We start from the raw sequence: 23906 nt of genomic DNA, 5'->3' as shown, positions 1-23906 counted from the left end.
GAGACAGCGCTACGGCCAGGCGGTAGCAGGTACCTGTGATCCGCAACAACGGTCCCGACGTCTGTCTCGGCCCGCCCCTCGTCAGCCTGACTGGCGATCGGAGTCGAACAGACGGCGGGCGGTTTCGACACGCTCGACATTCGCGACCAGCCAGGTGCCCAGCGCCCTGACCGGCACCACCATCTCCTGGCCGAGCGCCGTGAGCGCGTATTCGACGCTGGGCGGCTTGGTTGGATAGACGGTGCGCGTGACGAATCCATCGCGTTCCAGTCCGCGCAATGTGGCCGTCAGCATCTTCTGCGAGATGCCATCCAGCGCGCGGCGCACCTCGCTGAATCGTTTCGGCGCCGCGGCCAGTTCCATCACGACCACGATCGACCACTTGTCTCCCACCCGAGACAGTGCCTCCGAGATACACCGGAGGTCGTTGGTTTCCGAAAGGTGCCCTTGTTCCAAGAAAGTGCCTGCTTGTCGATGGAGCTGCGTTCCCAATATACAGAGGACGCCGCACGGGACCCGGGCGAATTCCCAGACAGGAAGACGATTCGGGGCTATCCCGCGTGCGCCAGGCAACGCGTTTTTCGAGACAGGGCTGCACAGCGCGGCCAGTGCGAAACCGCGATTCATCCACGCGCCCCACGCCCCGGCTTTCCCCGGGCCGGGCGTGCAGATATTCAGGAGAACCAACGATGTCCCAACCAGGTAACGCAACCGCCAACAGCCATCGGGCATTGATCCAGCAGGCGTTCGCACTTCAGAACGCGCACGAGGCCGATGCACTGGCTGCACTCCATGCACCGGATTCGGTGTTCCAGGACATTCCGCTTCAGGCGTTTCCAAACGGCCATGAAGAAATGAAGACGCTGTGGCGCGATACCTGGGCGTCGCTGTCGAACTTCACGATGGACCCGGATTTCATCATCGCCGACGAGACCGGCGGCGCAGCCAGTTTCACGATGAGCGGCACGCACACCGGCGACTTTCCCGGCTATCCGGCAACCGGCAACACCTTCTCGCTCAAGGGCGCGTCCGTCATCCGGATCGTCGACGGAAAAATCGTCGAGTGGATCGATTACTGGTCCACCGGCGACCTGGAGCAGCAGCTTCAAGCGCGCTGACACGCCACGCAGCGATTCCGCGCCGCTATCGAAGCGCCGATACCCGGACAGGGAACACACGCAATGACACGATTGAAAGAAATGCACGCTGTGACGATCGACCGTTTCGGCGGACCCGACGTGCTGACCTATGGACGCCAGCGCCTACCCGATGTCGGGCCGGGCCAGGTGCTGGTCAAGGTGGCCTACGCAGGCGTGGGATCGTGGGATCCGCTCGAGCGGGAAGGCCTGTTCGCGGAACTCACCGGCCAGACCCCGGATTTTCCGTACACCCTGGGTCGGGACGGGTCGGGCACGATCGCCGCGATCGGTGTCGGCGTGGACCGGTTCGCCATCGGGGACGCGGTCTACGCGCTGGGGATCGGGCATTACGCCGAGTACATCGCGCTCGATGCCGATGCGGTGTCCCTGCTGCCGGACGATCTGCCTCTCGATCAGGCCGGCGCGATGCCCATCGTCGCGCTCACTGCATGGCAGGGACTGGCCATCGAGCTGGACGTCGCGCCTGGCGATGCGGTGCTGATCAACGGCGCCAGCGGCGATGTCGGCCATATCGCGGTCCAGCTGGCCAAACGTCTGGGGGCGCGCGTGCTGGCGGTGGCCTCCGGCGAAGACGGCGTCGCCGCGGCCCTCGAACTCGGGGCGGATGTCGCTGTCGACGGCAGAGTCACGGATGTTGCAGCCGCGTCGCGGGCCTTCGCGCCGAAGGGACTGGATGCGGTGCTCGCGGTGGTAGGCGGTGCGAGCCTGTCCGCCGCGATCGGCACGGTCCGCGAGCGCGGCCGCGTCGCGTATCCCGCGGGCATCGATCCCGAGCCCGAACCGCGGGCGGGCCTGGTCTTCCGACACTTCGATCTGACGCTCGATGCGCCAGCGACCAGCAGGGTCAAGATGGAACAGCTCAATGCACTGATTGCTGCAGGACCGTTCGAGGTCAGGATTTCGAGCACGTTCCCGCTGGGGCAGGCCGCGCAGGCACACCAGGCGCTTGCGGCGCATCGCATTGGAAAAGTGATTCTGTCGGTCCCCTCATAAGCTTCGCAGCGATCGATCGCTGTCAGCCTGCGGACGGGCGTTGCGCAATGTGCAGCGCCGGCGGCGAGTCGAAGGCGCGTGCATCTCGCGGTGTTCGTGGGCCCACACGCAGAGCAGAACGTCCGCATTGCGTTGCGAGAAAGGTCGGTCGACGGTCCGGGTGTTTCGATGCCGTCGCGCGGCCGCCGCTCAGACCCAGCCCCGCGCGGCCAGCGATACCGCTGCGCCATCGCCGACGACGAAATGATCGAGCAGCCGTACGTCGACCAGCGACAGCGCCTGCTTGAGCTGCGCGGTGACTGCGCGATCGGCGGCGCTGGGTTCGCGGCTGCCGCTGGGATGGTTGTGGCCCACGATCACAGCCGCCGCGTTGTGCGCCAGCGCGCGGCGCACGACTTCGCGCGGATGCACTTCGGCGCCGTCGATCGTGCCGCGGAACAGTTCCTCGAACGCCAGCGCGCGGTGTCTGCTGTCGAGAAACAGCACCGCGAACACCTCGTGGGCGAAGCCGCGCAGGCGCTGCGAGAAGTAGCGGCCGGCGGCAGTGGGGTCGGTCATCGCCTCGCCGCGCGCGAGGTCGGCGGCGAGCACGCGGTTGCCGAGTTCCAGCGCCGCGGTCAGCGCGCAGGCGCGTGCGGGACCGAGGCCGGGCAGCGCGGCGAGGCCGGCCGCGCCGCGTTCGATCAGCGTGCGCAGTGGCCCGTGCGCTGCGAGCAGTTGTCGCGCGGTCGCCACCGCGTCCTGCCCGCGCAGGCCCGAGCCGAGGAAGATCGCCAGCAGCTCGGCGTCCGACAAGGCGGCCGCGCCTTGGCCCAGCAGTTTCTCGCGCGGCCGTTCGCCGGCCGGCCATTCGCGGATGTGCATGCGGTCTCCAGACAGAACGCCGGTGCGGGGCGTCGCGTCCCAGGGGAAGGATGCGCGCCGCGCCCGGACCGGCGAGGCCTCCATTGCAGCGCGTGCGGGCCCGGCCCGGCAGCGGCTGCGGACATCGCTTCGGGTAAGCTGTCGGCCGGTTTTCCGGTAGGACAACGCCGACGATGGGCGCCGCATCGACCTCGCTGCACGGGCAGCGCATCCTGCTGTGCGTGTGCGGCGGCATCGCCGCATACAAGGCCGCGGACCTGGTCCGTCGTCTGCGCGACGCCGGCGCGCAGGTGCGCGTGGCGATGACCGAGAGTGCGCAGCACTTCGTCTCGACAACCACCTTCCAGGCCGTCTCGCACAACGCCGTGCGGACCACGCTGTGGGATCCGGGTGCGGAAGCCGCGATGGGCCACATCGAACTCGCGCGCTGGGCAACGCGAGTGGTCGTGGCACCGGCGACGGCGAACACGCTCGCCAAGCTCGCGAATGGCTTCGCCGACAATCTCGTGACCACGCTGTGCCTGGCGACGACGGCGCCGCTGACCGTGTGCCCGGCGATGAACCACCGCATGTGGCTGCACCCGGCGACGCAGGCGAACATCGCGCTGCTGCGCGAGCGCGGCGTGCAGGTGATCGGCCCCGAGGACGGTCCGCTGGCCGAGGGCGAATCCGGTCCCGGCCGTCTCGCCGAGCCGCAGGCGATCGTGGCCGCGCTGCCGGTATGAGCACGTTGCTCACCGGGCGCCGCGTGCTGGTCACCGCCGGACCGACGTTCGAAGACTTGGATCCGGTCCGGTTTCTCGGCAACCGCAGCAGCGGCAAGATGGGCTTCGCGATCGCTGCCGCCGCGCAGCGCGCAGGTGCCGACGTGGTGCTGGTCGCCGGCCCCGTGCACCTGCCGACGCCCGAAGGCGTGCAGCGCATCGACGTGCGCTCGGCCGCGCAGATGCATGCCGCCGTGTTCGATGCGCTGCCGGCCGATCTCTACATCGGCGCGGCCGCGGTCGCGGACTTCACCCCGGCGCAGGTCGCACCGTCGAAGATCAAGAAGCGCCCGGGCGAGGACGGCCTCGATCTGCATCTGGTGCGCACCCGCGACATCCTCGCCGACGTCGCAGTGGCCGAACCGCGTCCGCAGCTGGTCGTCGGTTTCGCCGCCGAAACCGACGATGTCGACGTCAATGCGCGCGGCAAGCTCGCTGCCAAGCGCGTCGATCTGATCGCCGCCAATCGCGTCGGCATCGCCGGCAGCGGGTTCGAAGGCGACGACAACACGCTGCTGGTGCACGACGCCGCGGGCCACGTGCAGCTGGGCCCCGCTTCCAAGGCCGAGATCGCCGACCGTCTGGTCGCGCTGGTCGCCGCCCGCCTCACACAGGAACCGCGATGAGTACTGCCGCCACGCACCATGTCCTCGACGTCCGCGTGCTCGACGCGCGCTTCGGTCAGCAGTGGCCGCTGCCGGCCTACGCCACCGACGGCAGCGCCGGTCTCGACCTGCGCGCCGCGCTCGACGAACCGCTGACGTTGCTGCCGGGCGATGTATCGCTGCTGCCGTCGGGCCTGTCGATCCACATCGGCGATTCCGGCCTCTGCGCCGTGGTGCTGCCGCGCTCGGGCCTGGGCCACAAGCACGGCATCGTGCTCGGCAACGGCACCGGCCTGATCGACGCCGACTACCAGGGCCCGCTGATGATCAGCATCTGGAATCGCGGCAAAGACGCCTTCACGATCGAGCCGGGCGACCGGATTGCGCAGCTGGTCATGCTTCCGGTCGTGCGGGCGACCCTGAATGTGGTGGATACTTTCGCCGAAACCACGCGCGGGGCCGGGGGGTTCGGCCATTCCGGCGTGCGCTGACGGGGAATGCAGATGAGCGAGAAGGAACCGCGACAGGCGGGTGCAGTGCTGGCGCAGCTGCGCCAAGCCGCGCCATTGCTGGCCGTGCTGCTGGTGTTGCTGGCGCTGTGGTTCGCCTGGAACGGCTGGCAGCAGCTGCGCGGCGAGCAGCGCACCGCCGCCGCCGAACAGGGACGTGACGCCGCGGTCGCCGCGACGCAGCAGTCGCTCGGCGCGGAACTCAAGCGCATCGACACGCGCATCGCCGATGCCGCCGTGCAGCGCGCGCTGGCGACGGGCGACCTCGCCGCAGCCGGCACCGCACTCGCCGCCGACTGGCCGCAGCTCGAAGCCGCGACCATCGTGCCGGCCGACCTCAAGGATGCTTACGCGGGCCTGGACGCCGGTGGCTTCGGTCGTCTGTCCGCGCTCGAGGCGGCGCTGGTCGAGGACCGCGCCGTGCTCGCGATCGCCCAGATCGACGGCGCGCCGCGCGTGCTGATCGCCGCGCCGGCGCGTGTCGACACGCGCCTGGTCGGTGTCGCCCTCGCACAGCTGCCGATGGCGCTTGCGACCGCCGGTCTCGAAGCCGCGCCGCTGGACGGGGCGACCTATCTCGCGCTCCGTCAGGGCAACCACACGCTCCTTTCGCGCGGCGACGAAGGCCTGTCCAACGTCGCGGCGCGCATGGCCCAGCCGATCCCCGGCACGCCGCTGCGCATCGCCGCCGCCGTGCCGCGTGTCGACACGCCGCTGCTCGGCCTCGGTGCGATTCCGCTGCTCGCCGGCGCAGGTGTGTTTCTGCTGCTCGCGGTGGTGGCGTTCCGCCTGCCGCGCGGCGCCACATCGGTCAGCAGGGTCGAAGACACGACGCCGACGTTCGCCGAAGCGTTGCGTACGCCGGCAGAAGGTGTCGAAGGCGAGGACGGCATCGCGCCGCCGCCTGTGCCAGTGCGCAGCGAGGCGCCGAAAAAGAAGGCCGCGCCGTCGTCGGTAATCCTCGATCCGTCGATCTTCCGCGCCTACGACATCCGCGGCGTGGTCGGCACGACGCTGGACGCGGGCGTCGCCGAACTGATCGGCCAGGCCGTCGGCTCGCTGATGCGCGAACAGGATCTGGCCGACATCGTCGTCGGCCGCGACGGCCGCCTGTCGGGTCCGGATCTCGTCGCCGGTCTGATCGCCGGTCTGCGCAAGGCCGGCCGCAACGTCATCGACATCGGCATGGCGCCGACGCCGCTGATCTACTTCGGCGCGTATCACCTGCGCACCGGTTGCTGCATCTCGGTGACCGGCAGCCACAACCCGCCGGACTACAACGGCTTCAAGATCGTCGTCGGCGGCGAAACGCTGTCGGGCGATGCGATCACCGATCTGCACACGCGCGTCGCCGACGACCGCCTGCACACGGCGCCGCAGCCGGGCGCGGTGTCCGAGCGCGACATCAGCGAGGACTACGTGCGGCGCATCGCCGACGACATCCAGATCGCGCGTCCGCTGAAGATCGTCATCGATGCCGGAAACGGTGTGGCCGGTGAACTCGGTCCGCGTGTGCTGGAGGCGATCGGCGCCGAAGTCGTGCCGCTGTATTGCGACATCGACGGCACGTTCCCGAACCACCATCCCGATCCGAGCGAGCCGCAGAACCTCGAAGACCTGGTGCGCACGGTGCAGCGTTTCGACGCCGATCTGGGCATCGCGTTCGATGGCGACGGCGACCGCCTCGGCGTGGTCACCAAGGACGGCGAGAACATCTTCGCCGACCGCCTGCTGATGCTGTTCGCGGCCGATGTGCTGGAACGCAATCCGGGCGCGATGATCGTCTTCGACGTGAAGTGCACCGGCCGCCTGCCCGGCCATGTACTGCGCCACGGCGGCAGCCCGCTGATGTGGAAGACCGGCCACTCGCTGATCAAGGCCAAGATGCGCGAGACCGGCGCCGAACTGGCAGGCGAGATGAGCGGCCACTTCTTCTTCGCCGAGCGCTGGTACGGCTTCGACGACGGCATCTACGCCGCCGCGCGTCTGCTCGAGATCCTCGCGCTCGACGACGATCCGTCGGCGGTGCTCAAGGCACTGCCCAACGGCATCTCGACACCCGAGATCAAGGTGCTCGCGCCCAACGACGATCCGCACAGCTTCGTCGCCCGCGTGCAGGCCGAATCCGCATTCGACGGCGCGCGCCTGTCGACGATCGACGGCGTGCGCGCCGACTGGCCGGACGGCTGGGGCCTGGTGCGCGCATCGAACACCACGCCGGTGCTGGTGCTGCGCTTCGACGCCGACACCCGCGACGCGCTCGTGCGCATCCAGCAGACCTTCCGCGCGCAGCTGCTGGCGATTGATCCCGATCTGGTGTTGCCCTTCTAAAAGTCGTCGTCCGCCGCAGGCGGAAGACACCTACGTCCCTCTCCCACCGGGAGAGGGGGGGACCATCTGCGAAGCAGATGGTGGGGTGAGGGCGGTCCCCTCGCGGAGCAGATCCATCACGCTACAAAGCGCTTCGACGCTTCACATCCGTCGAACACAAACGATGGGTTTCGCTGCGCTCTACCCATCCTACGAACGCAGCGATGGCGTCTCACGCCCGGAATCCCACGCTGGACTGCGGGCATCGCCGACGGTGTTTTACTTGCCGAGGCGATCCCGCCGCCTCGCGAGCGCATCGCACTCTGGCTGCCCGAATCCACCGGAGTCCGCCGATGCCGCTCCGCCACGCACCCCGAAGTCCATCCGTCGCACTGCTGCTCCTGCTGCTGTGCGCGCTCTCGACGCCGCTGCAGGCCAACACCCCGACGCCGCCGGCGCTGATGCTTGCGCGCGATCTCGGCACCACGCCGATCGACGTGCCGGCCTACTTCGTCAGCGAGAAACTCGATGGCGTGCGCGCCCGCTGGGATGGGCGTGCGCTGTGGACGCGGGGCGGCCATCGCATCGCGACGCCGCCGGGCTTCGTGCAGGGCTGGCCGGACACACCGATGGACGGCGAGCTGTGGATCGCGCGCAACCGGTTCGACGTCGTCAGCGGCATCGCACGCAGCACGCGGCCCGATCCCGCGGCGTGGGAGGCGGTGCGCTTCATGGTGTTCGATCTGCCCGCACATCCGGGACCGTTTGCCGAACGTGTCGCGGCGATGCGGACGCTGGTCGCGCAGACCGCACATCCGCAGCTGCGCATGGTCGAACAGAACCGCGTCGCATCGCGCGCGGCACTCGATGCACGTCTGGCGCAGGTCGTCGCAGCCGGCGGCGAAGGCCTGATGCTGCACCACGCCGATGCGCGCTACGGCGTCGGCCGCAGCAACGCGTTGCTGAAACTCAAGCCGCACGACGATGCCGAAGCCCGCGTGCTCGCGCATGCGCCCGGTAAAGGCAAGTACACCGGCATGCTCGGCGCGCTCGTCGTCGAACATCACGACGGCCGCCAGTTCCGTATCGGCACCGGCTTCACCGATGCGCAACGCGCCGATCCACCGCCCCTCGGCAGCTGGGTCACGTATCGCTACAACGGACTGACGTCGACCGGTCTGCCGCGCTTCACGCGCTTCCTGCGCATCCGCGACGACATGCCCCCCTGAAAAGCGTCATCCGCGCAGCGGATGACACCGACGTCCCTTCCCGTTGGGAGAGGGGGGACCATTTGCGAAGCAAATGGTGGGGTGAGGGTAGGCCCCTCGCGAAAATGCCTGCCTCCGATGTTGCTTGATTACTGCAACGCGATCAGGAAGTCGCTGTGCCACCGCGACGCCAACTTCGATCCTGACGCATCCAAGCTCCACCAATCGTCACCAGGCACGCTTCGGCAAAACGCCGGCAACATTGCAGCAGCGAGGTACCCCGCGAGCGTCAGCCCGCACCCCAACCCCTCTCCCGGAGGGAGAGGGGCTCTTAGGGCGCAATCGGTCGCACTTCGTCGCGCGAAAAACGAGCGCAAACGTGAAATACATTGTCACTAACTACCAACCCCCCAACCACCACCCACTCAGCAGGCGCGTTCCTTCGCGAACGGATTGAGGCGACGCACCCAGCTGTCGCCGCAGTCGATGTCGACCGGTTCCGGTTCCACCGGCTTGACCGGCGTGCGCGCGGCGGCGCGGGCGCGCTCGAGTTCGGCGATCTTCGCGCGGATCTGCGGCATCGCCGCCAGCGCGGCGCGTTCGCCCTGCAGGATCGCCGCGTTGCGCTGCTCGAAACTCGCCGGACCGATGTCGTTGACCTGCGGACGGATCACCACGTCGGCGCGCGCGAGCTCCTGGCGGCCGAGGTTCTGGCCCATGATCGCGATCGACTGGTTGACGATGCCGAGCATGCTGCCGGGCATCGTGCCGCTGGCCTTGCTGGAGATGTCGACCGCGATCACGAGATCGGCGCCGAGCTGCTTGGCCGCGTCCACCGGCACCGGACTGACGACGCCGCCGTCGACGTAATGCCGGTCGCCGATCTTTACCGGCTCGAATACGCCGGGCACGCTGCTCGACGCGCGCACCGCCTGGCCGGTGTTGCCGCGCACAAACACGATGCGGTCGCCGGTTTCCAAGCGCGTTGCGACAGCGGCGAACGGAATGCGCATGCGGTCGAGCGTGCGGTTGCCGACTTCCTGGTTGACGTAGTTCTGCAACGCGACGCCCTGCACCAGACCGCCGGAGAACAGACGCACGTCGCGGATGCTGGACTCGTCGAGCGCGACGGCGCGTTCCTGCATCCGGAAGGGATCCATACCGCTCGCGTACAGCGCGCCGACAACGCTGCCTGCGCTGGTGCCCGCCACGACATCGGCCTTGATGCCGTTGGCCTCGAGCATCTTGATCACGCCGATGTGCGCGAAGCCCTTCGCCGCGCCGCCGCCGAGCGCAAGGCCGATGCGCACCGGTTGCGGGCGCGGTGCGACCGCTGCGGGTGTCGTCGGCTGCACCGCGACCGGCGGCGTCGGACGCACGTCGTCACGACCACAGGCCGCGAGCACGCACAGGCCGGCGACGAGCAGCGCGGTACGCGCATGGCGGAACGGGGTGCGGAGACGCATGCGATGGATGCCGGTTCTGGATTGCAGCCGAGGATACCGGCGTCTCGCCTGTCGGCGGCTGAAGCGTCGCGCGCTTTCGCGCGCGCACGCCTCGCCGCAGATCAACGCGCGGGACGACCGCCGAAACGCGTACCGAAGAAGTCGCCGTCGTTCCAGCGCGGCGGGGCTTCGGCATCGCCAACGATGCGCGTCAGCGCGACCACGACCTGCGCCATGCGCGCGGCGTCGCCGTATTGGATCGGCAGATCCACCTGGTCACAGGGCTGGTGGTAGCAGTTGCGCAGGAACCAGGTCGCCGCGATCTTGGGCTTCTGATTGTCGTTGGCGGGCGCGACGCCGGCATCGAGATACAGCGCGGGAATCCCGGCGCGCACGAAGGCGTACTGGTCGCTGCGCACGAACGCGACTTCTTCCGGGAACGGATCGGGCGAGACCTCGACCCCCACTTCGCTAGCGGCCTGTGTCACCGCGGCCGACAGCGTGGAATGCTCGCTGCCGATCGCGACGATGTCGCGCGTCGGCGCGGTCAGGATCGGCATGTCGATATTGAGATTGGCGACGAGTTTGCCGGCCGACACCGGCGGATGTCGCGCCAGCCATTCGGCGCCGAGCAGGCCCTGCTCCTCCGCGGTGAGCGCAGCGAACAGCGTGCTGCGCGCCGGCGCGGTATCGTCCTCGGCCAGCGTGCGCGCGGCCTCGATCAGGATCGCGACGCCCAGCGCGTTGTCGAGCGCACCGTTGTAGATCGCGTCGCCATCGACCGGCGTGCCGGTGCCGATGTGGTCGAGATGCGCGGTGTGCACGATCGACTCGCCGGCGCGCGTGGTGTCGCGGCCCGGCAGCACGCCGAGCACGTTGCGCGATTCGAGCGTGTCGATACGGGTGCGCGTGCGCAGCGTCAGCGTGCCCGGCAGCGCGAAGGGTTCGAGCGTGCCGGCACGCGCAGCCTCGAACAGTTGCGCGGCCGTACGCGGGCCGTCGGCGAAGACCAGATCGGCGGCGGTCGCGGCCACGCGCATGCTCGCGCGCAACTGCGCCGGCGCATCGACCGGGCGATCGTCGGCATCACGCAGGCGCATCGCCGGACGTCCCGCCTGCGCGACGCTGCGCGTCCACGGCAGGCCGGCTTCATCGTCGACGGTATTGACCAGCACCAGACCGACCGCGCCGCGCGCGACCACCGCTTCGATCTTGGTGTGCAGGCTGGCGTAGTGCGCCTGCGGATTCGGCTCGAAGCCACGCGGCGCGCCGCCGAACACGATGGCGATGCGGCCCTGCAGCTCGACACCGGCAAAGTCGTCGTGGCCGAGTTCCGGCGCGTGGATCGCCTGGCCGACGAACACCGCCGGCGCGGCGACGTCGCCCTCGGCCGCGTTGAAATCCGGCATCGGCAGGAACTGGTCGTTCGGCCGCAGTGCGATCGTGCGGCCGTTGCGCGACACCGAGAGCGTCGCTGCGGCCGGGTCCGCAACCGCGCGCACCAGCGGCACGCGCTGGAACCAGCCACCGTCGTCACCGGCCGGCTGCAGACCACTCTCGGCGAAGCGACGCGCGACGTGCTCGGCGGCGCTGTCGAAACCTAGGGTTCCGGTCTCGCGCCCGGCCATCGCATCGTCGGCCAGCACACGCACGTCGGCCTCGATCCGTTGTCCGGCGGGCGTCTCGTTGGCGACCACGGCGGCCGGCGGCATCGGCGCACCCGGCGCGGTCTGCGCCTGCACCGCCGCGTCGCTGTCGCGACCTCCGCAGGCGACCAGCAACACCGCGCAGGCGACGGTCAGAACGGGACGGGACATGGGCGGCTCCGGTGCGGGAGGGCGACGGTAGCACGCCAGCGCGGTACCTCATTCGGGCATGAAAAGGCCCATGATCACCAGCGCCCAGAGTGCGGCCCCCAGCGCGATCCAGATCCAGTTCGCCCACGTGAAATGCGCATTGCCACTGCCGGCCGGATCGTTGCAGGCGTGATTGGCAGCAGACTGGATTTCCCCCAGCACCCATGCGGCCGGCGCGAGCACCACGATCGACATGAGGTCGGTCGTCGGTGAGCCGATCCCGCCGCCGGCCAGCCGATCGAGGATGTTGCCGGCGATCGCCAGCACCACGTAGCTTGTCGCCAGGCTGCGCGGTGACCAGTGGATATCCCGGCGACCGGGGCCGAGGACGCGCGCGACACGCTCGGTCAGTGCGTGGGTGAAGAAGATCGAGAACACTGCGCGAGGTACCGGCCAGATTGTTTCGCTGCGGCCAGAGGTGTGCCGATAGCGCTGCCAGTGCATGTAGAACCAGTACAGCCCGTAGCCCCCGAATGTGGCGACGTAGAGCACGCAGAACTTCGGGATGGACACGACGTAGAACGTGTGCGCCTGCAGCGCGCCTGCCGGTGATTCGGCGCGTATCTCGCTGGCGGGCGGCGCGTAGAGATTGGGTTCCGGGCGGGTGTCCTGCATCGTTGCGTCCTTGCAATGAGAAGCCTGCATCGTATGTCCGGGCGGAAGCCACGAACAGTCGTCCGATCGCGACACGTCGCCGCCACCGGCTGCGCTACTGTCGGCCCATGTTCGAACTCCACCAGGTGCACCGCCGCTTCGGCGCGACCGTCGGTCTCGACGGCATCGATCTGCGCATTGCGCCGGGCGAAACGACGGCGCTGATCGGCCCGAGTGGGGCCGGCAAGTCGACGCTGCTGCGCCTGCTGATCGGCCTCGAGTGGCCGGATGCCGGCGAAGTGCGGTTCGAGGGCATGGCGCTGCGTCGCGACGCGCTGCTTGCGCACCGGCGGCGCATCGGCTACGTGATCCAGGAAGGCGGGCTGTTTCCGCATCTCGATGCGATCGGCAACGTCGGTCTGCTGCCACGCACCCTGGGCTGGTCGTCGGCGCGCATCACCACGCGTGCGAGCGAACTCGCCGCCCTGTGCCGTCTGCCGGACGATGCCTTGCGACGCTATCCGGCGGAACTGTCGGGCGGTCAGCGGCAGCGCGTGGGCCTGATCCGCGCCTTGATGCTCGACCCCGACGTGCTGTTGCTCGACGAGCCACTGGGCGCGCTCGATCCCATCGTCCGGTTCGACCTGCAGGCCGAGATGCGCGCGCTGTTCGAGCGCCTCGGCAAGACCGTGGTGCTGGTGACCCACGATGTCGCCGAGGCCGCGTGGTTCGCCGACACCATCGTGCTGCTGCGCGACGGACGCATCGTCCAGCAGGGCGCGCCGCGGACGTTGCTCGATGCACCGGCCGAACCGTTCGTGCGCGCCTTCATGACCGCGCAGCGCAGCGTCGAGGACGCCGCGTGAGGTCGGGCGTGCGGTACTCCGTCGCGGCGTTGCTGATGTTCGTGTGTGGCGGTGTGTTCGCCGCGCCGGTCGTCGTCGGTTCGAAGAACTTCACCGAAGGCGTACTGCTCGGCGAGATCGCGACCCAGGCCGGTCGCGAGGCCGGCGCGGATGTGCGGCATCAGCGCCAGCTCGGTGGCACCCGCATCCTGTGGCGCGCGCTGCAGGACGGCAGCATCGACGCCTACGCCGAGTACACCGGCACGCTCGCCGACGAACTGCTGCAGATGCCGGGCGCCGATGTCGCGGCAATGCAGACGGCGCTCGCGCGCGAAGGCCTGGCGATGACCGCACCGCTCGGCTTCGACAACAGCTACGCGCTGGGCATGCGCCGCGCGCACGCGGCCGGACTCGGCATCCGCACGCTGTCGGACCTGCGCGCGCATCCCAAGCTGCGGCTCGGGCTGAGCAACGAGTTTATGTCGCGGGCCGACGGCTGGCCCGGTCTGCGCGACGCGTATGCGCTGCCGCAGTCGCCCGATGGTCTCGATCACGACCTGGCCTATCGCGCACTCGCCAACGGCGCGATCGACGCGACCGATCTCTACCGCACCGACGCCGAGATTCCGTATCACGACCTCGTCGTGTTGCGCGACGACCGCCAGTACTTCCCGTCCTACGCGGCGGTCTATCTCTACCGCAGCGATCTGGCGCAACGCGCGCCGGCGTTGCGCGACGCACTGCATAGACTGGAAGGGCGCATCGATGCGGCAACGATGCAGCGGCTCAACGCACGCGTGAAGCTCGACCGCGAAGTGGAAGCTGCCGTCGCGGCCGACTGGCTGGGGCTGGAAGCGCCCGAGAGCGACGGCCGCGTCGCCCGCATCTGGCAGCGCACGCGCGAGCATCTCGCGCTGGTCGGCATCTCGCTCGGCGCCGCGCTGCTGGTCGCCTTGCCGCTGGGCATTCTCGCCGCGCGTCGACCGCGTCTCGGACAGGCCGTGCTCGCGCTGACCGGTGTGCTGCAGACGCTGCCGTCGCTGGCGGTGTTCGTCTTCATGATTCCGCTGTTCGGCATCGGCGCCGGCCCGGCAATCGCCGCGCTATTTCTCTACAGCCTGCTGCCGATCGTGCGCAACACGCATGCGGGACTGACCGGCATTCCCCTCGAGTTGCGCGAGACCGCCGCGGCGATCGGCCTGCCGGCCGGTACGCGTTTATGGCGCGTCGAGCTGCCGCTCGCCTTGCGCACGATCCTCGCCGGCATCAAGACCGCGGCGGTGATCAATGTCGGCACCGCGACGCTCGGCGCACTGATCGGCGCGGGCGGTTACGGCCAGCCGATCCTGACCGGCATCCGCCTCGACGACATCGGCCTGATCCTCGAAGGCGCCGTGCCGGCGGCGCTGCTCGCGCTGGCGGTGCAGGGCGTGTTCGAGATCGCCGAGCGCGTGCTCACGCCGCGCGGATTGCGATTGGCTGCGCGGCGCTGAAGCGGATCAGAGTGTGCCGGTACGCAGGCCGTCGTAGACGGTCCATGCGGTCGCGCTGATGCCGAGCAGGATCCAGGCGACGTTGTAGATCGTGAAGCGGCGATTGCTGCGCGCATCCGGATCGCCGCACGCGGCGTTCGCCGCCAGCTGCACGCGCAGCAGACACACGCAGTTGACCGGAATCACGATCACGCCGAGCCACTCGAGCCACAGCCACGCGTTCGACAGGTGGAACACGAGCCACGGCCACGCGATCGCGCTGCCGTAGTTGAGCACTTCCATGACGACGAATACGGTGGCCAGCGTCATCGGCCACCAGCGCCGGGTGACGCCGCGCTCGTCCAGCATGCGGTCGATGCGGCGCGCCAGTGCGTGGGCATAGAACAGGCCGAACAGCGCGCGCGGCACCGGCCAGATCGTCTCGTTGCGGCCCATGCGCCAGCGCGACCAGTGCGTCCAGAACCAGAACAGCTGGTAGAGGCCGAGCGTGGCGACGTAGAGCACGACGAACTTCGTCGACGAGACCACGTAGAACGGCGCGTCGCGCATTGGCGCGGATGGCGTGTCGCGGACTTCGGTCGCCGGCGGCGTGTAGGGATCGTGCGGGATGCGCATGGTGTCGTTCGGCGTGGAAGCGGTCATGGACGCGCCGCATGCTACCGGACCGCCCGTGCGCCTCAGTCGACGATGCCGTCGAGCGACTGCCGCAGCGCCATGAAATCGCCCCACGGATGCGCCTTGAGCCGCTTGAGCCGGGCCGGTGCGTTGCGCAGCGTCCAGGCGTCGCCGGATTTGAGCTTGCCGAGATCCTCCCAGCGCAACGGCATCGACACCGGTGCGCCGGCGCGTGCGCGCAGCGAGAACGATGCGACCGCGGTCGCACCGCGGCCATTGCGCAGGTAGTCGACGAAGATCTTCTGCTTGCGGAACTTCTTGGTCGCGGTCGCCACGTACTTGAGCGGATCGAGTTCGGTCATGCCCTGCGCGAACGCATGCGCGAAGGGCTTGACCACGTCCCAGTCGCTGCCCGGGTCCAGCGGCACCACCACGTGCAGACCCTTGCCGCCGGTGGTGCGGACGAAGGATTCGAGCTTGAGCTGCTGCAGCAGCCCGCGCACTTGCCGCGCAGCGGCGACGATCTCGGCCCAGCTCACGCCGTCGCCCGGATCGAGGTCGAACACGATGCGGTCGGCGGTGTCCGGCGCGTCGGCATGCGCGCCCCAGGGATGGAATTCCAGCGCGTTGAACTGCACCAGCTCCATGACCGCGGCGGCGTCGTTGGCGATCAGATAGTCGCTGGCGCCGGCCTCGTCCTTGAGCCGCACCGTTTCGACCAGGCTCATGCCGGCGGTGTGGTGCTTCTGGAAGAAGCAGGGACCGTCGATGCCGCCGGGACAGCGGATCACCGACAGCGGACGCCCGGCGATCTCCGGCAGCAGCCACGGCATCGCCGCGGCGTAGTAGTCGGCGACATCGCGCTTGGTCAGGGCGTCGCTGGGGAACAGCACCTTGTCCGGGCTCGACAGGGTCGGCGGTACGCGTTCGCTGTCGGTATCGCGTTGCGTGCGCTTCTTTGCGGGTGATTTTGCAGCGGCCTTCGAAACGGCCTTTGTGGCCCGCTTGGCAGTCTTCTGCTTCGCCGGCGCCGCGGTGCTCGCCGATCGTTCGCTTGTCTTGGCCATGTCGTTCGCTCCGTCGCGATCGCTGTCGTGCAGATCGTCCACCGACTTGTCGGGCCGCACCGCCTTCAATGACGGCTGGCGCAGCAGGCCGTGGCCGCCGGTACCGCGCGAAAACACCTCGACGACGAAGCGCGGCGCGAACCATTTCGCCGCGCGCAGATCGGTGTCGTTCGGCGTCACGTACACGCTGGGTTCGCTGCGGCCGGCGCGGCCGATGCGCGGGGTGAGTTCGTCGAGCAGGGCATCGCTGAAGCCCGAGCCCACGCGTCCGGCGTAACGCCAGCCGTGCTCGGCATCGGGCCGCGCGAGCAGCAGCGCGCCAAAGCCGCTGCGGCTGCCCTTGGGCGGCGTGTAGCCAACGACTGCATATTCGTCGCTGGCCAGTTCCTTGGTCTTGCGCCAGTCGTCGCCGCGTCCGGGCCGATAGCCGCGATCGCTGCGCTTGGAAATGATGCCTTCGAAGCCGGATTCCGACGCGAGTTCAATCGCGGTGTCGGCGTTGCCTTCGATGTGCGTGCTGAAGGCCAGATGCGCAGGCGGCGCGTCGCCGAGAATGTGCTGCAGCAGCGCCTTGCGTGCGACCAGCGGAACCTCGCTGATGTCGACGCCGTCCACGTGCAGCAGGTCGAACAGCACCAGCGCCAGTGCGCCCTGGCGCTCGCCGGACAGCGTGCCCTGCAGCAGATTGAAATCCTCGCGGCTGCCGCGGCCTGCGATGAGTTCGCCATCGAGCGCCGCCGATTTCAGCCCGAGCCGCGACACCGCCTCGGTGATCTCCGGCACCTTGCCAGTCCACTCCAGCGCATTGCGCGACCAGAGCTGCACCTGACCGCGCGCGACGGTGGCCAGCAGCCGGTAGCCGTCCCATTTGAGTTCGTGCAGCCACGCCTCGCCAGCGGGCGCGGCGTCACCGAGCTTCGCGAGCTGCGGTTCGAACGCGCCGGTCGGCGCCGGCCCGCGCTGCGCACCGGGCAACTTGCGCGCCTCAGCCGCCCAGTCGTGGGCGCGCTGGGTCGGCACGTCGACCTCGGTTTGCTTGCGTTTGCGCGACTTGCCGGTGCCGGCGCGTTTTGCGTCCTCGGCCGGCGGCGCGGGCACATCGGCGAGCAGGTCGTCGGCTTCCAGTTTGCCGGCGTAATCGTCGCGATCCTTGAACAGCAGCCATTGCGGCTGGCGCGCCGGCTTGCCCGAGCGCACGAGGTGCCAGCGTCCCTTGAGCTTGCGGCCGAACAGTTCGAAACGCAGATGGCCCTTGGCCAGCCCCGCTTCGGCATCGCCATCGGCAGCCCACACGCCGGTATCGAACTGCGCGACGTGACCGCCGCCGTACTGGCCCTTCGGGATCTCGCCTTCGAACTCGGCGTAGTCGAGTGGATGGTCCTCCACCTCGACCGCCATGCGCTTCACGTCCGGGTCGTAGCTCGGTCCTTTCGGCACCGCCCAGCTCTTGAGCGCATCGCCGACCTGCAGACGGAAGTCGTAATGGCGCCGGCTGGCGTGGTGCAGCTGCACGACGAAGATCGCGCGGCGTCCGCGTGGCGCGGGTTTGCCCGGTTCCGGTTCGCGGGTCGCGTCGAACTTCCGCTTGCGCCGGTACTCGGTCAGCGACATCTCAGGACGCCTTGCGCGTGGTCTTCTTTGCTGCCTTGGTCGCAGGCGTCTTGGCGGCTTTCTTCGTCGTCTTCTTCGCGGCCTTCTTCGTGGCGGACTTTTTCACCGGCACCTTGTCGCTGCTTCCGGCGGGCGTGCGCGTGTTGTCCTTGAGGCTCTTCTGCAGCAGCGCGACGAAGTCGACGACGTTGGTCGCCGCATCCTCGTGATGGGCTGGCGCGTCGACGACCTTGGTCTTCACGCCCTTGGCCTTGATGCGCTTCTTGATGATGTCCGACAGGCGTTCGCGGAATTCGTCGTGATAAGCGTCCGGCGCCCAGTCGGCGGCCATCGAATCGATCAGCTGCGTCGCCATCTGCACTTCCTTGTCGGCGATGCGATAGCTCGACGCACTGCCGGTCGGCAGCTTGTAGTCGGCGGGATCCACGAGTTCCTGCGGATAGCGCAGCAGCATCAGCACCAGGGCGTCGTCCTCGGGCATCACCGCGCACAGATATTCCCGGGTGCGGATCACGACGCGGGCGATGCCGATCTTGCCGGTCTTCTTCAGCGTCTCGCGCAACAGCACGTAGCCTTTCTCGGCCTTCTTGCCGGGTACCAGGATGTAGGGCTTCTCGTAGAACCGCGTGCCGATGCTGCCGGCATCGACGAAAGCTTCCACGTCGACGGATTCGTGCGATTCCGGCGCGGCCGAGGCGATGTCTTCCTTCTCGATGACGACATAGCTGCCCTTGTCGTACTCGAAGGCCTTGACGATGTCCTTCCACGGCACTTCCTCGCCAGTGTCGGCGTTGACGCGCTCGAACCGGATCGGCTTCTTGTCGCGCGAGTCGAGCATGCGGAAGCTGAGATCGGTCCGGCGCTCGCCCGACATCAGCGAGACCGGGATGTTGAGCAGGCCGAAGGACAGCGAGCCGGACCAGATGGGACGTGCCATGGAAGCCTCCGATGCGCCGGCGCGGGACGGCTGGCCGCATGAACTTCGGAAGCTCGCACCGCTGCCGTGCATCGCGCGTCAACCCGGGGCGCTGAAACGGGCGGCCGGATTCACGCGCGCACGCACGCCACAGGGCCACGGTGACCGCATGCACACGCCCCCGACATCCCCGCCCGATCCCGACGCCGAGCGGCAGCACGTGGAAGAGACCCAGGACGAAGCGCTGGACGAGACCTTCCCGGCCAGTGATCCGGTCTCGCCCTTCATGCCTGCGCGCCGCCCAGTGCCACCGGCTGCGCCCGCACCCACCGTGCACGACCTCGGCTGACCGCGCTGCGGCTGTTCCTGCGCGCCGCGCGCGGCGATACTGGACCCGCCTCCCGGCGTGCGTCCTATAATCGCCGGCTGTAATCGTTTACATGGGATCGATTGATGCGCCTGGATGACCGGCTCGAAGCGCTGCTCGCACGGATGACCCTCGAGGAGAAGATCGGCCAGCTCGGCATTTTTGCCGACATGCTGCGGCCGTTCGCGGCCGACGTGAATCCCGAGATGAACGAGTTGAACGCCGGCGAGCTGCGCGAGCAGATCCGTGCCGGCCGCGTGGGCGCGGTATTCAACGGCGTCGGCGCGGTGCAGGGCCGCGAGTCGCAGCGCATCGCGGTCGAGGAAAGCCGGCTCGGCATCCCGCTGCTGATGGGCGCCGACGTGATCCACGGCATGCGCACCGTATTCCCGATCCCGCTGGGCGAGGCTGCGAGCTTCGAGCCCGACCTGGCCGAGCGCACCGCGCGCGCCGCGGCGATCGAGGCGACCGCCTGCGGCCTGCACTGGACCTTCGCGCCGACGCTCGACATCGCCCGCGACCAGCGCTGGGGCCGCGTGGCCGAAGCCGCGGGCGAAGACGTGGTGCTCGGCAATGCGTTCTCGGCGGCGCGCGTGCGCGGCTTCCAGGGCAGCGATCTGACCGCGGACGATTCGATGCTGGCCACGTCCAAGCACTTCGTCGGCTACGGCGCGGTGATGGGCGGCCTGGACTACAACAGCGTCGAGATTTCCGAGGGCACGCTGCGTGACGTGCATCTGCCGCCGTTCAAGGCCGCACTGGATGCCGGCGCGCTGACGGTGATGAGCGCCTTCAACGACATCAACGGCGTGCCGGCGTCTGCCCACGACGGCCTGCTGACCGATCTGCTGCGCGGCGAATGGGGCTTCAAGGGCTTCGTGGTGTCCGACTACACCGCGGACTTCGAACTCGTCGCGCACGGCTTCGCCGGCGACGACCGCGAGGCGACGAAGCTCTCGTTCACCGCCGGTGTCGACATGAGCATGCAGAGCGGCCTCTACGCCGCGCATCTGCCCGATCTCGTCGCCAGCGGCGAAGTGTCGATGGACGTGATCGACGAGGGCGTGCGCCGCGTGTTCGCGGTCAAGCAGGCGATCGGCCTGTTCGACAATCCGTACCGCTCGCTCGATCCCGACGTCGAAGCCGCGCTCGATCCGAAAGCGCTGCACGGCGACCTCGCGCTCGACGCCGCGCGCCGCTCGATCGTGCTGCTGAAGAACGACGGCGATCTGCTGCCGCTGCGCAAATCCGGTCAGAAGCTCGCGCTGATCGGCCCGTATGCGCGCGACCGCGACAACATCGAAGGCTGCTGGACGCTGTTCGGCGACAAGCGCCTGCACGTCAATCTCGAAGACGGCCTGCGCGCTGCGCTCGATGATGGCGATGCGCTCGATGTCGTCGACGGCAGCGGCATGGAAGACGCGATCGATGGCGGCATCGAGGCCGCGGTCGAGGCCGCGCGCAATGCGGATGTCGTGCTGCTCGCGATCGGTGAACCACAGGGCTTCAGTGGCGAAGCGCAATCACGCACGCAGATCGTCGTGCCGTCCGCGCAGCAGGCGCTGGCCGAGGCCGTGGCCGCCACCGGCACGCCGGTCGTCGTGCTGCTGCGTCATGGCCGCGCACTCGCGCTGCACGGCGCGGTGCACGACGCGCAGGCGATTCTCGCGACCTGGTTCCTCGGCACTGCAACCGGTCCTGCCGTCGCCGAGGTGCTGTTCGGCGACTACAACCCGTCCGCGCGCCTGCCGGTGAGCTTCCCGCGCGATTCCGGCCAGCAGCCGCTCTACTACAACCGCCAGCGCACCGGCCGCCCCGAACTGCCGACGATGTCGGAGTTCAAGAGCCGCTGGCGCGAGATGCCCAACAGCGCGCTGTATCCCTTCGGCCACGGCCTGTCGTACACGCGCTTCGTCTACGGCGATATCGAACTGTCGGCAGACACGCTGGACTGGGACGGCACGCTGACCGTGTCGGTGACGCTGCGCAACGACGGCAGCCGCTTCGGCGAAGAAGTGGTGCAGCTCTACATCCACGACCGCGTCGCCAGCCGCGTGCGTCCGATCCGCGAGCTCAAGGATTTCCGCAAAGTCGCACTGGCGCCGGGCGCGCACACCACGGTGTCGTTCACCCTGCATCGCGACCAGCTCGCCTTCACCACGCGCAGCGGCGCGTTCGCCGCCGAGCCCGGCCTGTTCGACGTGTGGATCGCGCCGGATTCGGAAGCCGGTACGGCCGAGCAGTTCACCCTGCTCAAGGCCTGAGGCGATTGCGCCCGACATCGTGAGCGACCGCGCACCGTTGCTGTTGCTGCCGGGCCTGCTGTGCACGGCCCGGTTGTGGCAGGCGCAGATCGACGCCCTCGACAATGTCGCTGACCCGCGCGTCGCCGACCTCACCCGCGACGACAGCGTCGGCGCGATGGCGGAACGCGCACTGGCTAATGCGCCACCGCGCTTCGCCCTTGCTGCACTGTCGATGGGTGGTTACGTCGCCTTCGAGATCCTGCGCCGCGCGCCCGAACGCGTGACCCGTCTCGCATTGATCGCGACCAGCGCGCGTCCCGATTCTCCGGAACGCGCCGCACAACGCCAACGCGGCATCGACGCGATCGGCCGCGGCCGCTTCGTCGGCGTGACCCGCCAGCTGCTGCCGAGCCTCGTGCATCCATCGCACGTCGACGGTCCGATCGGTGAGATCGTGCAGTCGATGGCGGCTGAGGTCGGCGCGGATGGGTATCTGCGGCAGCAGGCGGCGATTCTCGCGCGTCCGGATTCCGAGCCGCTGCTTGTGCGTATCGAGGTGCCCACTTTGATCGTCGTCGGTGAGGATGATCGGCTGACGCCGCCGGTCGAGGCGGAAGTAATGCACGCGGGCATCGCGGGGTCGACGTTGCATCGACTGGAGGTGTGTGGACATTTGCCGCCGCTCGAACGGGCAGATGAGACATCAGATTTGATGCGGGAATGGCTGGCCGTCCGCTGATCTCGTTGCCGATTCACTAGTGCGGGCTCTGGCCTTGCGACCAGTCCAATCGCGATCCGTGTCTGCTCTTGCCGTCGATGTTCCGTAGCCCATAAGCGACGCGGCGACCGCACACCCGGAGGGCGCCGCCCATGGATGGGCGGCGTTTTCCGACCGAGGCAGGATGCCGAGTCGGAAAATCCCGGTGCGCGACAAGCCGCGGGCTGTGGACGTGTCGGGGAGAAGTTTTTTTTTTTGGTTCCGTTTCTTTTGGCGTCCACCAAAAGAAATGAACTCGGCCGCGTCAGCGGACGAAAGCGTTGGATCTTCGCTTTACGCCTGCGACGAGAAGCAACGTCAGACGCTTCCACTCGCCTTGCGGCGAGCGGGTTCATTTCTTTTGCTGGACGCCAAAAGAAACGGAACCAAAGAAAAGGGCCAGCCCCGATCAAAGCGTCATGGCGCGTTGTTCGTTCCGGGATTTTTCGACTCGCCATCCTGGCTCGGTCGAAAAACGCCGCACATCCATGTGCGGCGCCCTCCGGGTCTGCGTTCAAACCCGGAGCGTCCTGAAAATCAAGATCAACGGCAACGGCAACGGCAACGCAACCGCAACGGCAAACCGAATCCGAGCTACCGCTCCGAATGCCCCGCATCCTCATGATCCCGCCGCACGAACAGATCCGGCTGGATCAGTTCGATGAAAGCGCGCGCCTGCGGTGACAGCACCTTGCCCTTGCGCACGACGACGCCGTAAGAGCGCGCCGGAAACCACGCCGACACCGACCGCGTCGCCAGGCGCGCGCTGTCGCTGTCGTCGAGGCAGATCGAGCTGACGATCGAGATGCCCATGCCCATCGCGACGTACTGCTTGATGACCTCCCAGCCGCCCACTTCCAGCGCCACCGTGTAGGGCACGCGGGCCTGCTGGAAGACCTGGTCGACGAGGCGGTAGGTGATCTGGCGTTTCGGCGGGAGGATCAGGCCGTAGCGGCCGATCTCTTCCAGCGTGAGCGTCTTCGCGCGGGCGAGGGCGTGATCGGGCGGGGTCAGCAGGATCGGGTCGAAGCGGTAGACCGGCGCGTAGCTGAGGTCGCCGGGCACATCGACCATCGAGCCGACCACGAGATCGACGGCGTCGCTGCGCAGCAGGTCGGTGCCGTCGGCGGTGATCGCATCCTGCAGCGTCAGGCGCACGTCCGGGTGCTGGCGGCGGAACAGGTCGACGATGCGCGGCAGCAGGTAGAGGATCGTCGAGCTGTTGGCCGCGACGGTCAGCTCGCCGGCATCGAGCCCGCCCACTTCGCGCCGGAACGCCGCCGGCAGGCCATCCAGCCCTTCGACCAGCGGCATCGCCAATGCGTAGAGCACCTCGCCCTCGCGCGTGGGCACGAGCCGCCGGCCGCTGCGCTCCAGCAACTTGACCCCGAGCTCGCGTTCCAGTGCCTGCAGCTGCAGTGAAATCGCCGGCTGGCTGACGTAGAGCGCCTCCGCAGCCCGCGAGACTGAACCCAATCGCGTGGTTTGACAGAACGCGCGCAGCGGTTTGAGCCGGTCGCTCTTGTACGGAAACCTGAGGTCTGACGGGGACTTGGCGGACATCAGGATGCTCGTATAAGCGCAGCTGATGATAGGCATTGACAGAACTCGGTTGTCAAATAACCGGCTTGGGAGGACGGTCTGCTGCACCGCAATACCGCCGCTGCATGCGAAAGGACCG

Annotated in this window: 20 protein-coding genes and 1 pseudogene; 12 read left to right on the top strand and 9 right to left on the bottom strand. The window is 68.5% G+C overall.

The features are described from left to right. Nucleotides 1-81: 81 nt before the first annotated feature. The gene (locus LU699_RS08440) at nucleotides 82-627 is read right to left on the bottom strand and encodes a winged helix-turn-helix transcriptional regulator (RefSeq protein ID WP_232580554.1); all 546 of its coding nucleotides are present in this window, start codon (nucleotides 625-627) and stop codon (nucleotides 82-84) included. Nucleotides 628-689: 62 nt separating this feature from the next. Here LU699_RS08440 and LU699_RS08435 point away from each other — a divergent pair, with 62 nt between their 5' ends. Both LU699_RS08435 and LU699_RS08430 read left to right on the top strand, forming a co-directional pair. Continuing rightward, nucleotides 690-1118 carry an ester cyclase gene (locus LU699_RS08435; protein WP_232136505.1) on the top strand — a complete coding sequence of 143 codons (429 nt, stop codon included), beginning with the start codon at nucleotides 690-692 and terminating at the stop codon, nucleotides 1116-1118. Between the two features lie 63 nt (nucleotides 1119-1181). After that, entirely contained in the window at nucleotides 1182-2153 is a 972-nt protein-coding gene (locus tag LU699_RS08430) for a quinone oxidoreductase family protein (RefSeq protein ID WP_232136503.1), read from the top strand. Nucleotides 2154-2342: 189 nt separating this feature from the next. Here LU699_RS08430 and radC read toward each other — a convergent pair whose 3' ends face one another. Beyond that, entirely contained in the window at nucleotides 2343-3017 is a 675-nt protein-coding gene (radC, locus tag LU699_RS08425; RefSeq protein WP_232136502.1) for a RadC family protein, read from the bottom strand. 173 nt (nucleotides 3018-3190) lie between these two features. Between radC and coaBC the strand changes: the two are divergent. The 4 genes and pseudogenes from coaBC to LU699_RS08405 all read left to right on the top strand — a co-directional run bounded on the left by coaBC (nucleotide 3191) and on the right by LU699_RS08405 (nucleotide 8434). Further along, nucleotides 3191-4407: pseudogene (coaBC, locus tag LU699_RS08420) on the top strand (bifunctional phosphopantothenoylcysteine decarboxylase/phosphopantothenate--cysteine ligase CoaBC). Continuing rightward, nucleotides 4404-4877 carry a dUTP diphosphatase gene (gene dut, locus LU699_RS08415; protein WP_232136500.1) on the top strand — a complete coding sequence of 158 codons (474 nt, stop codon included), beginning with the start codon at nucleotides 4404-4406 and terminating at the stop codon, nucleotides 4875-4877. The pseudogene coaBC and the gene dut overlap by 4 nt, the downstream one beginning before the upstream one ends. Nucleotides 4878-4889: 12 nt before the next feature. Then, nucleotides 4890-7226, top strand: coding sequence for a phosphomannomutase/phosphoglucomutase (locus LU699_RS08410; protein ID WP_232136498.1), 2337 nt, complete (start codon nucleotides 4890-4892; stop codon nucleotides 7224-7226). A gap of 332 nt (nucleotides 7227-7558) precedes the next feature. Further along, complete coding sequence (locus LU699_RS08405; protein WP_232136496.1) at nucleotides 7559-8434, top strand: DNA ligase; 876 nt, start codon at nucleotides 7559-7561, stop codon at nucleotides 8432-8434. 404 nt (nucleotides 8435-8838) lie between these two features. On the opposite strand, the gene LU699_RS08400 is transcribed toward LU699_RS08405, so the two are convergent. The 3 genes from LU699_RS08400 to LU699_RS08390 all read right to left on the bottom strand — a co-directional run bounded on the left by LU699_RS08400 (nucleotide 8839) and on the right by LU699_RS08390 (nucleotide 12329). Next, a complete protein-coding gene (locus LU699_RS08400) occupies nucleotides 8839-9879 on the bottom strand; it encodes a patatin-like phospholipase family protein (RefSeq protein WP_232136495.1) in 1041 nt (346 codons plus the stop codon). Between the two features lie 101 nt (nucleotides 9880-9980). Further along, nucleotides 9981-11675: a M28 family peptidase gene (locus tag LU699_RS08395; RefSeq protein ID WP_232136493.1), complete on the bottom strand. Its 1695-nt coding sequence runs from the start codon at nucleotides 11673-11675 to the stop codon at nucleotides 9981-9983. Nucleotides 11676-11723: 48 nt separating this feature from the next. Then, nucleotides 11724-12329, bottom strand: coding sequence for a hypothetical protein (locus LU699_RS08390; RefSeq protein WP_232136491.1), 606 nt, complete (start codon nucleotides 12327-12329; stop codon nucleotides 11724-11726). Between the two features lie 107 nt (nucleotides 12330-12436). Between LU699_RS08390 and LU699_RS08385 the strand changes: the two genes are divergently transcribed. Together LU699_RS08385 and LU699_RS08380 are read left to right on the top strand one after the other, a co-directional pair. Beyond that, the gene (locus tag LU699_RS08385; protein ID WP_232136489.1) at nucleotides 12437-13174 is read left to right on the top strand and encodes an ATP-binding cassette domain-containing protein; all 738 of its coding nucleotides are present in this window, start codon (nucleotides 12437-12439) and stop codon (nucleotides 13172-13174) included. A 35-nt stretch (nucleotides 13175-13209) separates the two neighbouring features. Next, entirely contained in the window at nucleotides 13210-14646 is a 1437-nt protein-coding gene (locus LU699_RS08380) for an ABC transporter permease/substrate-binding protein (RefSeq protein WP_232136838.1), read from the top strand. Nucleotides 14647-14652: 6 nt separating this feature from the next. Here LU699_RS08380 and LU699_RS08375 read toward each other — a convergent pair whose 3' ends face one another. Genes LU699_RS08375 through ku form a run of 3 tightly spaced genes read right to left on the bottom strand, consistent with a single transcriptional unit; the run spans nucleotide 14653 to nucleotide 18876 of the window. Next, the gene (locus tag LU699_RS08375; RefSeq protein ID WP_232136487.1) at nucleotides 14653-15288 is read right to left on the bottom strand and encodes a hypothetical protein; all 636 of its coding nucleotides are present in this window, start codon (nucleotides 15286-15288) and stop codon (nucleotides 14653-14655) included. Between the two features lie 35 nt (nucleotides 15289-15323). Continuing rightward, entirely contained in the window at nucleotides 15324-17939 is a 2616-nt protein-coding gene (gene ligD / locus LU699_RS08370; RefSeq protein ID WP_232136485.1) for a DNA ligase D, read from the bottom strand. Nucleotide 17940: 1 nt separating this feature from the next. Continuing rightward, a complete protein-coding gene (gene ku, locus LU699_RS08365) occupies nucleotides 17941-18876 on the bottom strand; it encodes a non-homologous end joining protein Ku (protein WP_232136484.1) in 936 nt (311 codons plus the stop codon). A gap of 148 nt (nucleotides 18877-19024) precedes the next feature. Here ku and LU699_RS08360 point away from each other — a divergent pair, with 148 nt between their 5' ends. The 4 genes from LU699_RS08360 (at nucleotide 19025) to LU699_RS08345 (ending at nucleotide 22850) form a co-directional block, all read left to right on the top strand. Continuing rightward, complete coding sequence (locus tag LU699_RS08360; protein WP_232136483.1) at nucleotides 19025-19204, top strand: hypothetical protein; 180 nt, start codon at nucleotides 19025-19027, stop codon at nucleotides 19202-19204. A 104-nt stretch (nucleotides 19205-19308) separates the two neighbouring features. Then, nucleotides 19309-21486, top strand: a complete 2178-nt coding sequence (gene bglX / locus LU699_RS08355; RefSeq protein WP_232580553.1) for a beta-glucosidase BglX — start codon at nucleotides 19309-19311, stop codon at nucleotides 21484-21486. A 19-nt stretch (nucleotides 21487-21505) separates the two neighbouring features. Continuing rightward, nucleotides 21506-22207: an alpha/beta fold hydrolase gene (locus LU699_RS08350; RefSeq protein ID WP_232136481.1), complete on the top strand. Its 702-nt coding sequence runs from the start codon at nucleotides 21506-21508 to the stop codon at nucleotides 22205-22207. A gap of 184 nt (nucleotides 22208-22391) precedes the next feature. Continuing rightward, entirely contained in the window at nucleotides 22392-22850 is a 459-nt protein-coding gene (locus LU699_RS08345) for a hypothetical protein (RefSeq protein ID WP_232580552.1), read from the top strand. Here the strand turns inward: LU699_RS08345 and LU699_RS08340 are convergent. Beyond that, on the bottom strand, nucleotides 22820-23788 hold the full coding sequence (locus LU699_RS08340; RefSeq protein WP_232136480.1) for a LysR family transcriptional regulator: 969 nt from the start codon (nucleotides 23786-23788) through the stop codon (nucleotides 22820-22822). The two genes, LU699_RS08345 and LU699_RS08340, sit on opposite strands and share 31 nt — an antisense overlap. Nucleotides 23789-23906 lie beyond the last annotated feature (118 nt).

Origin of the sequence: Luteimonas fraxinea, from assembly GCF_021233355.1 — a bacterium.
Lineage (GTDB): Bacteria > Pseudomonadota > Gammaproteobacteria > Xanthomonadales > Xanthomonadaceae > Luteimonas > Luteimonas fraxinea.
The sequence above is the reverse complement of the archived record's forward strand: the minus strand, read 5'-3'. Positions and strand labels throughout refer to the sequence as shown.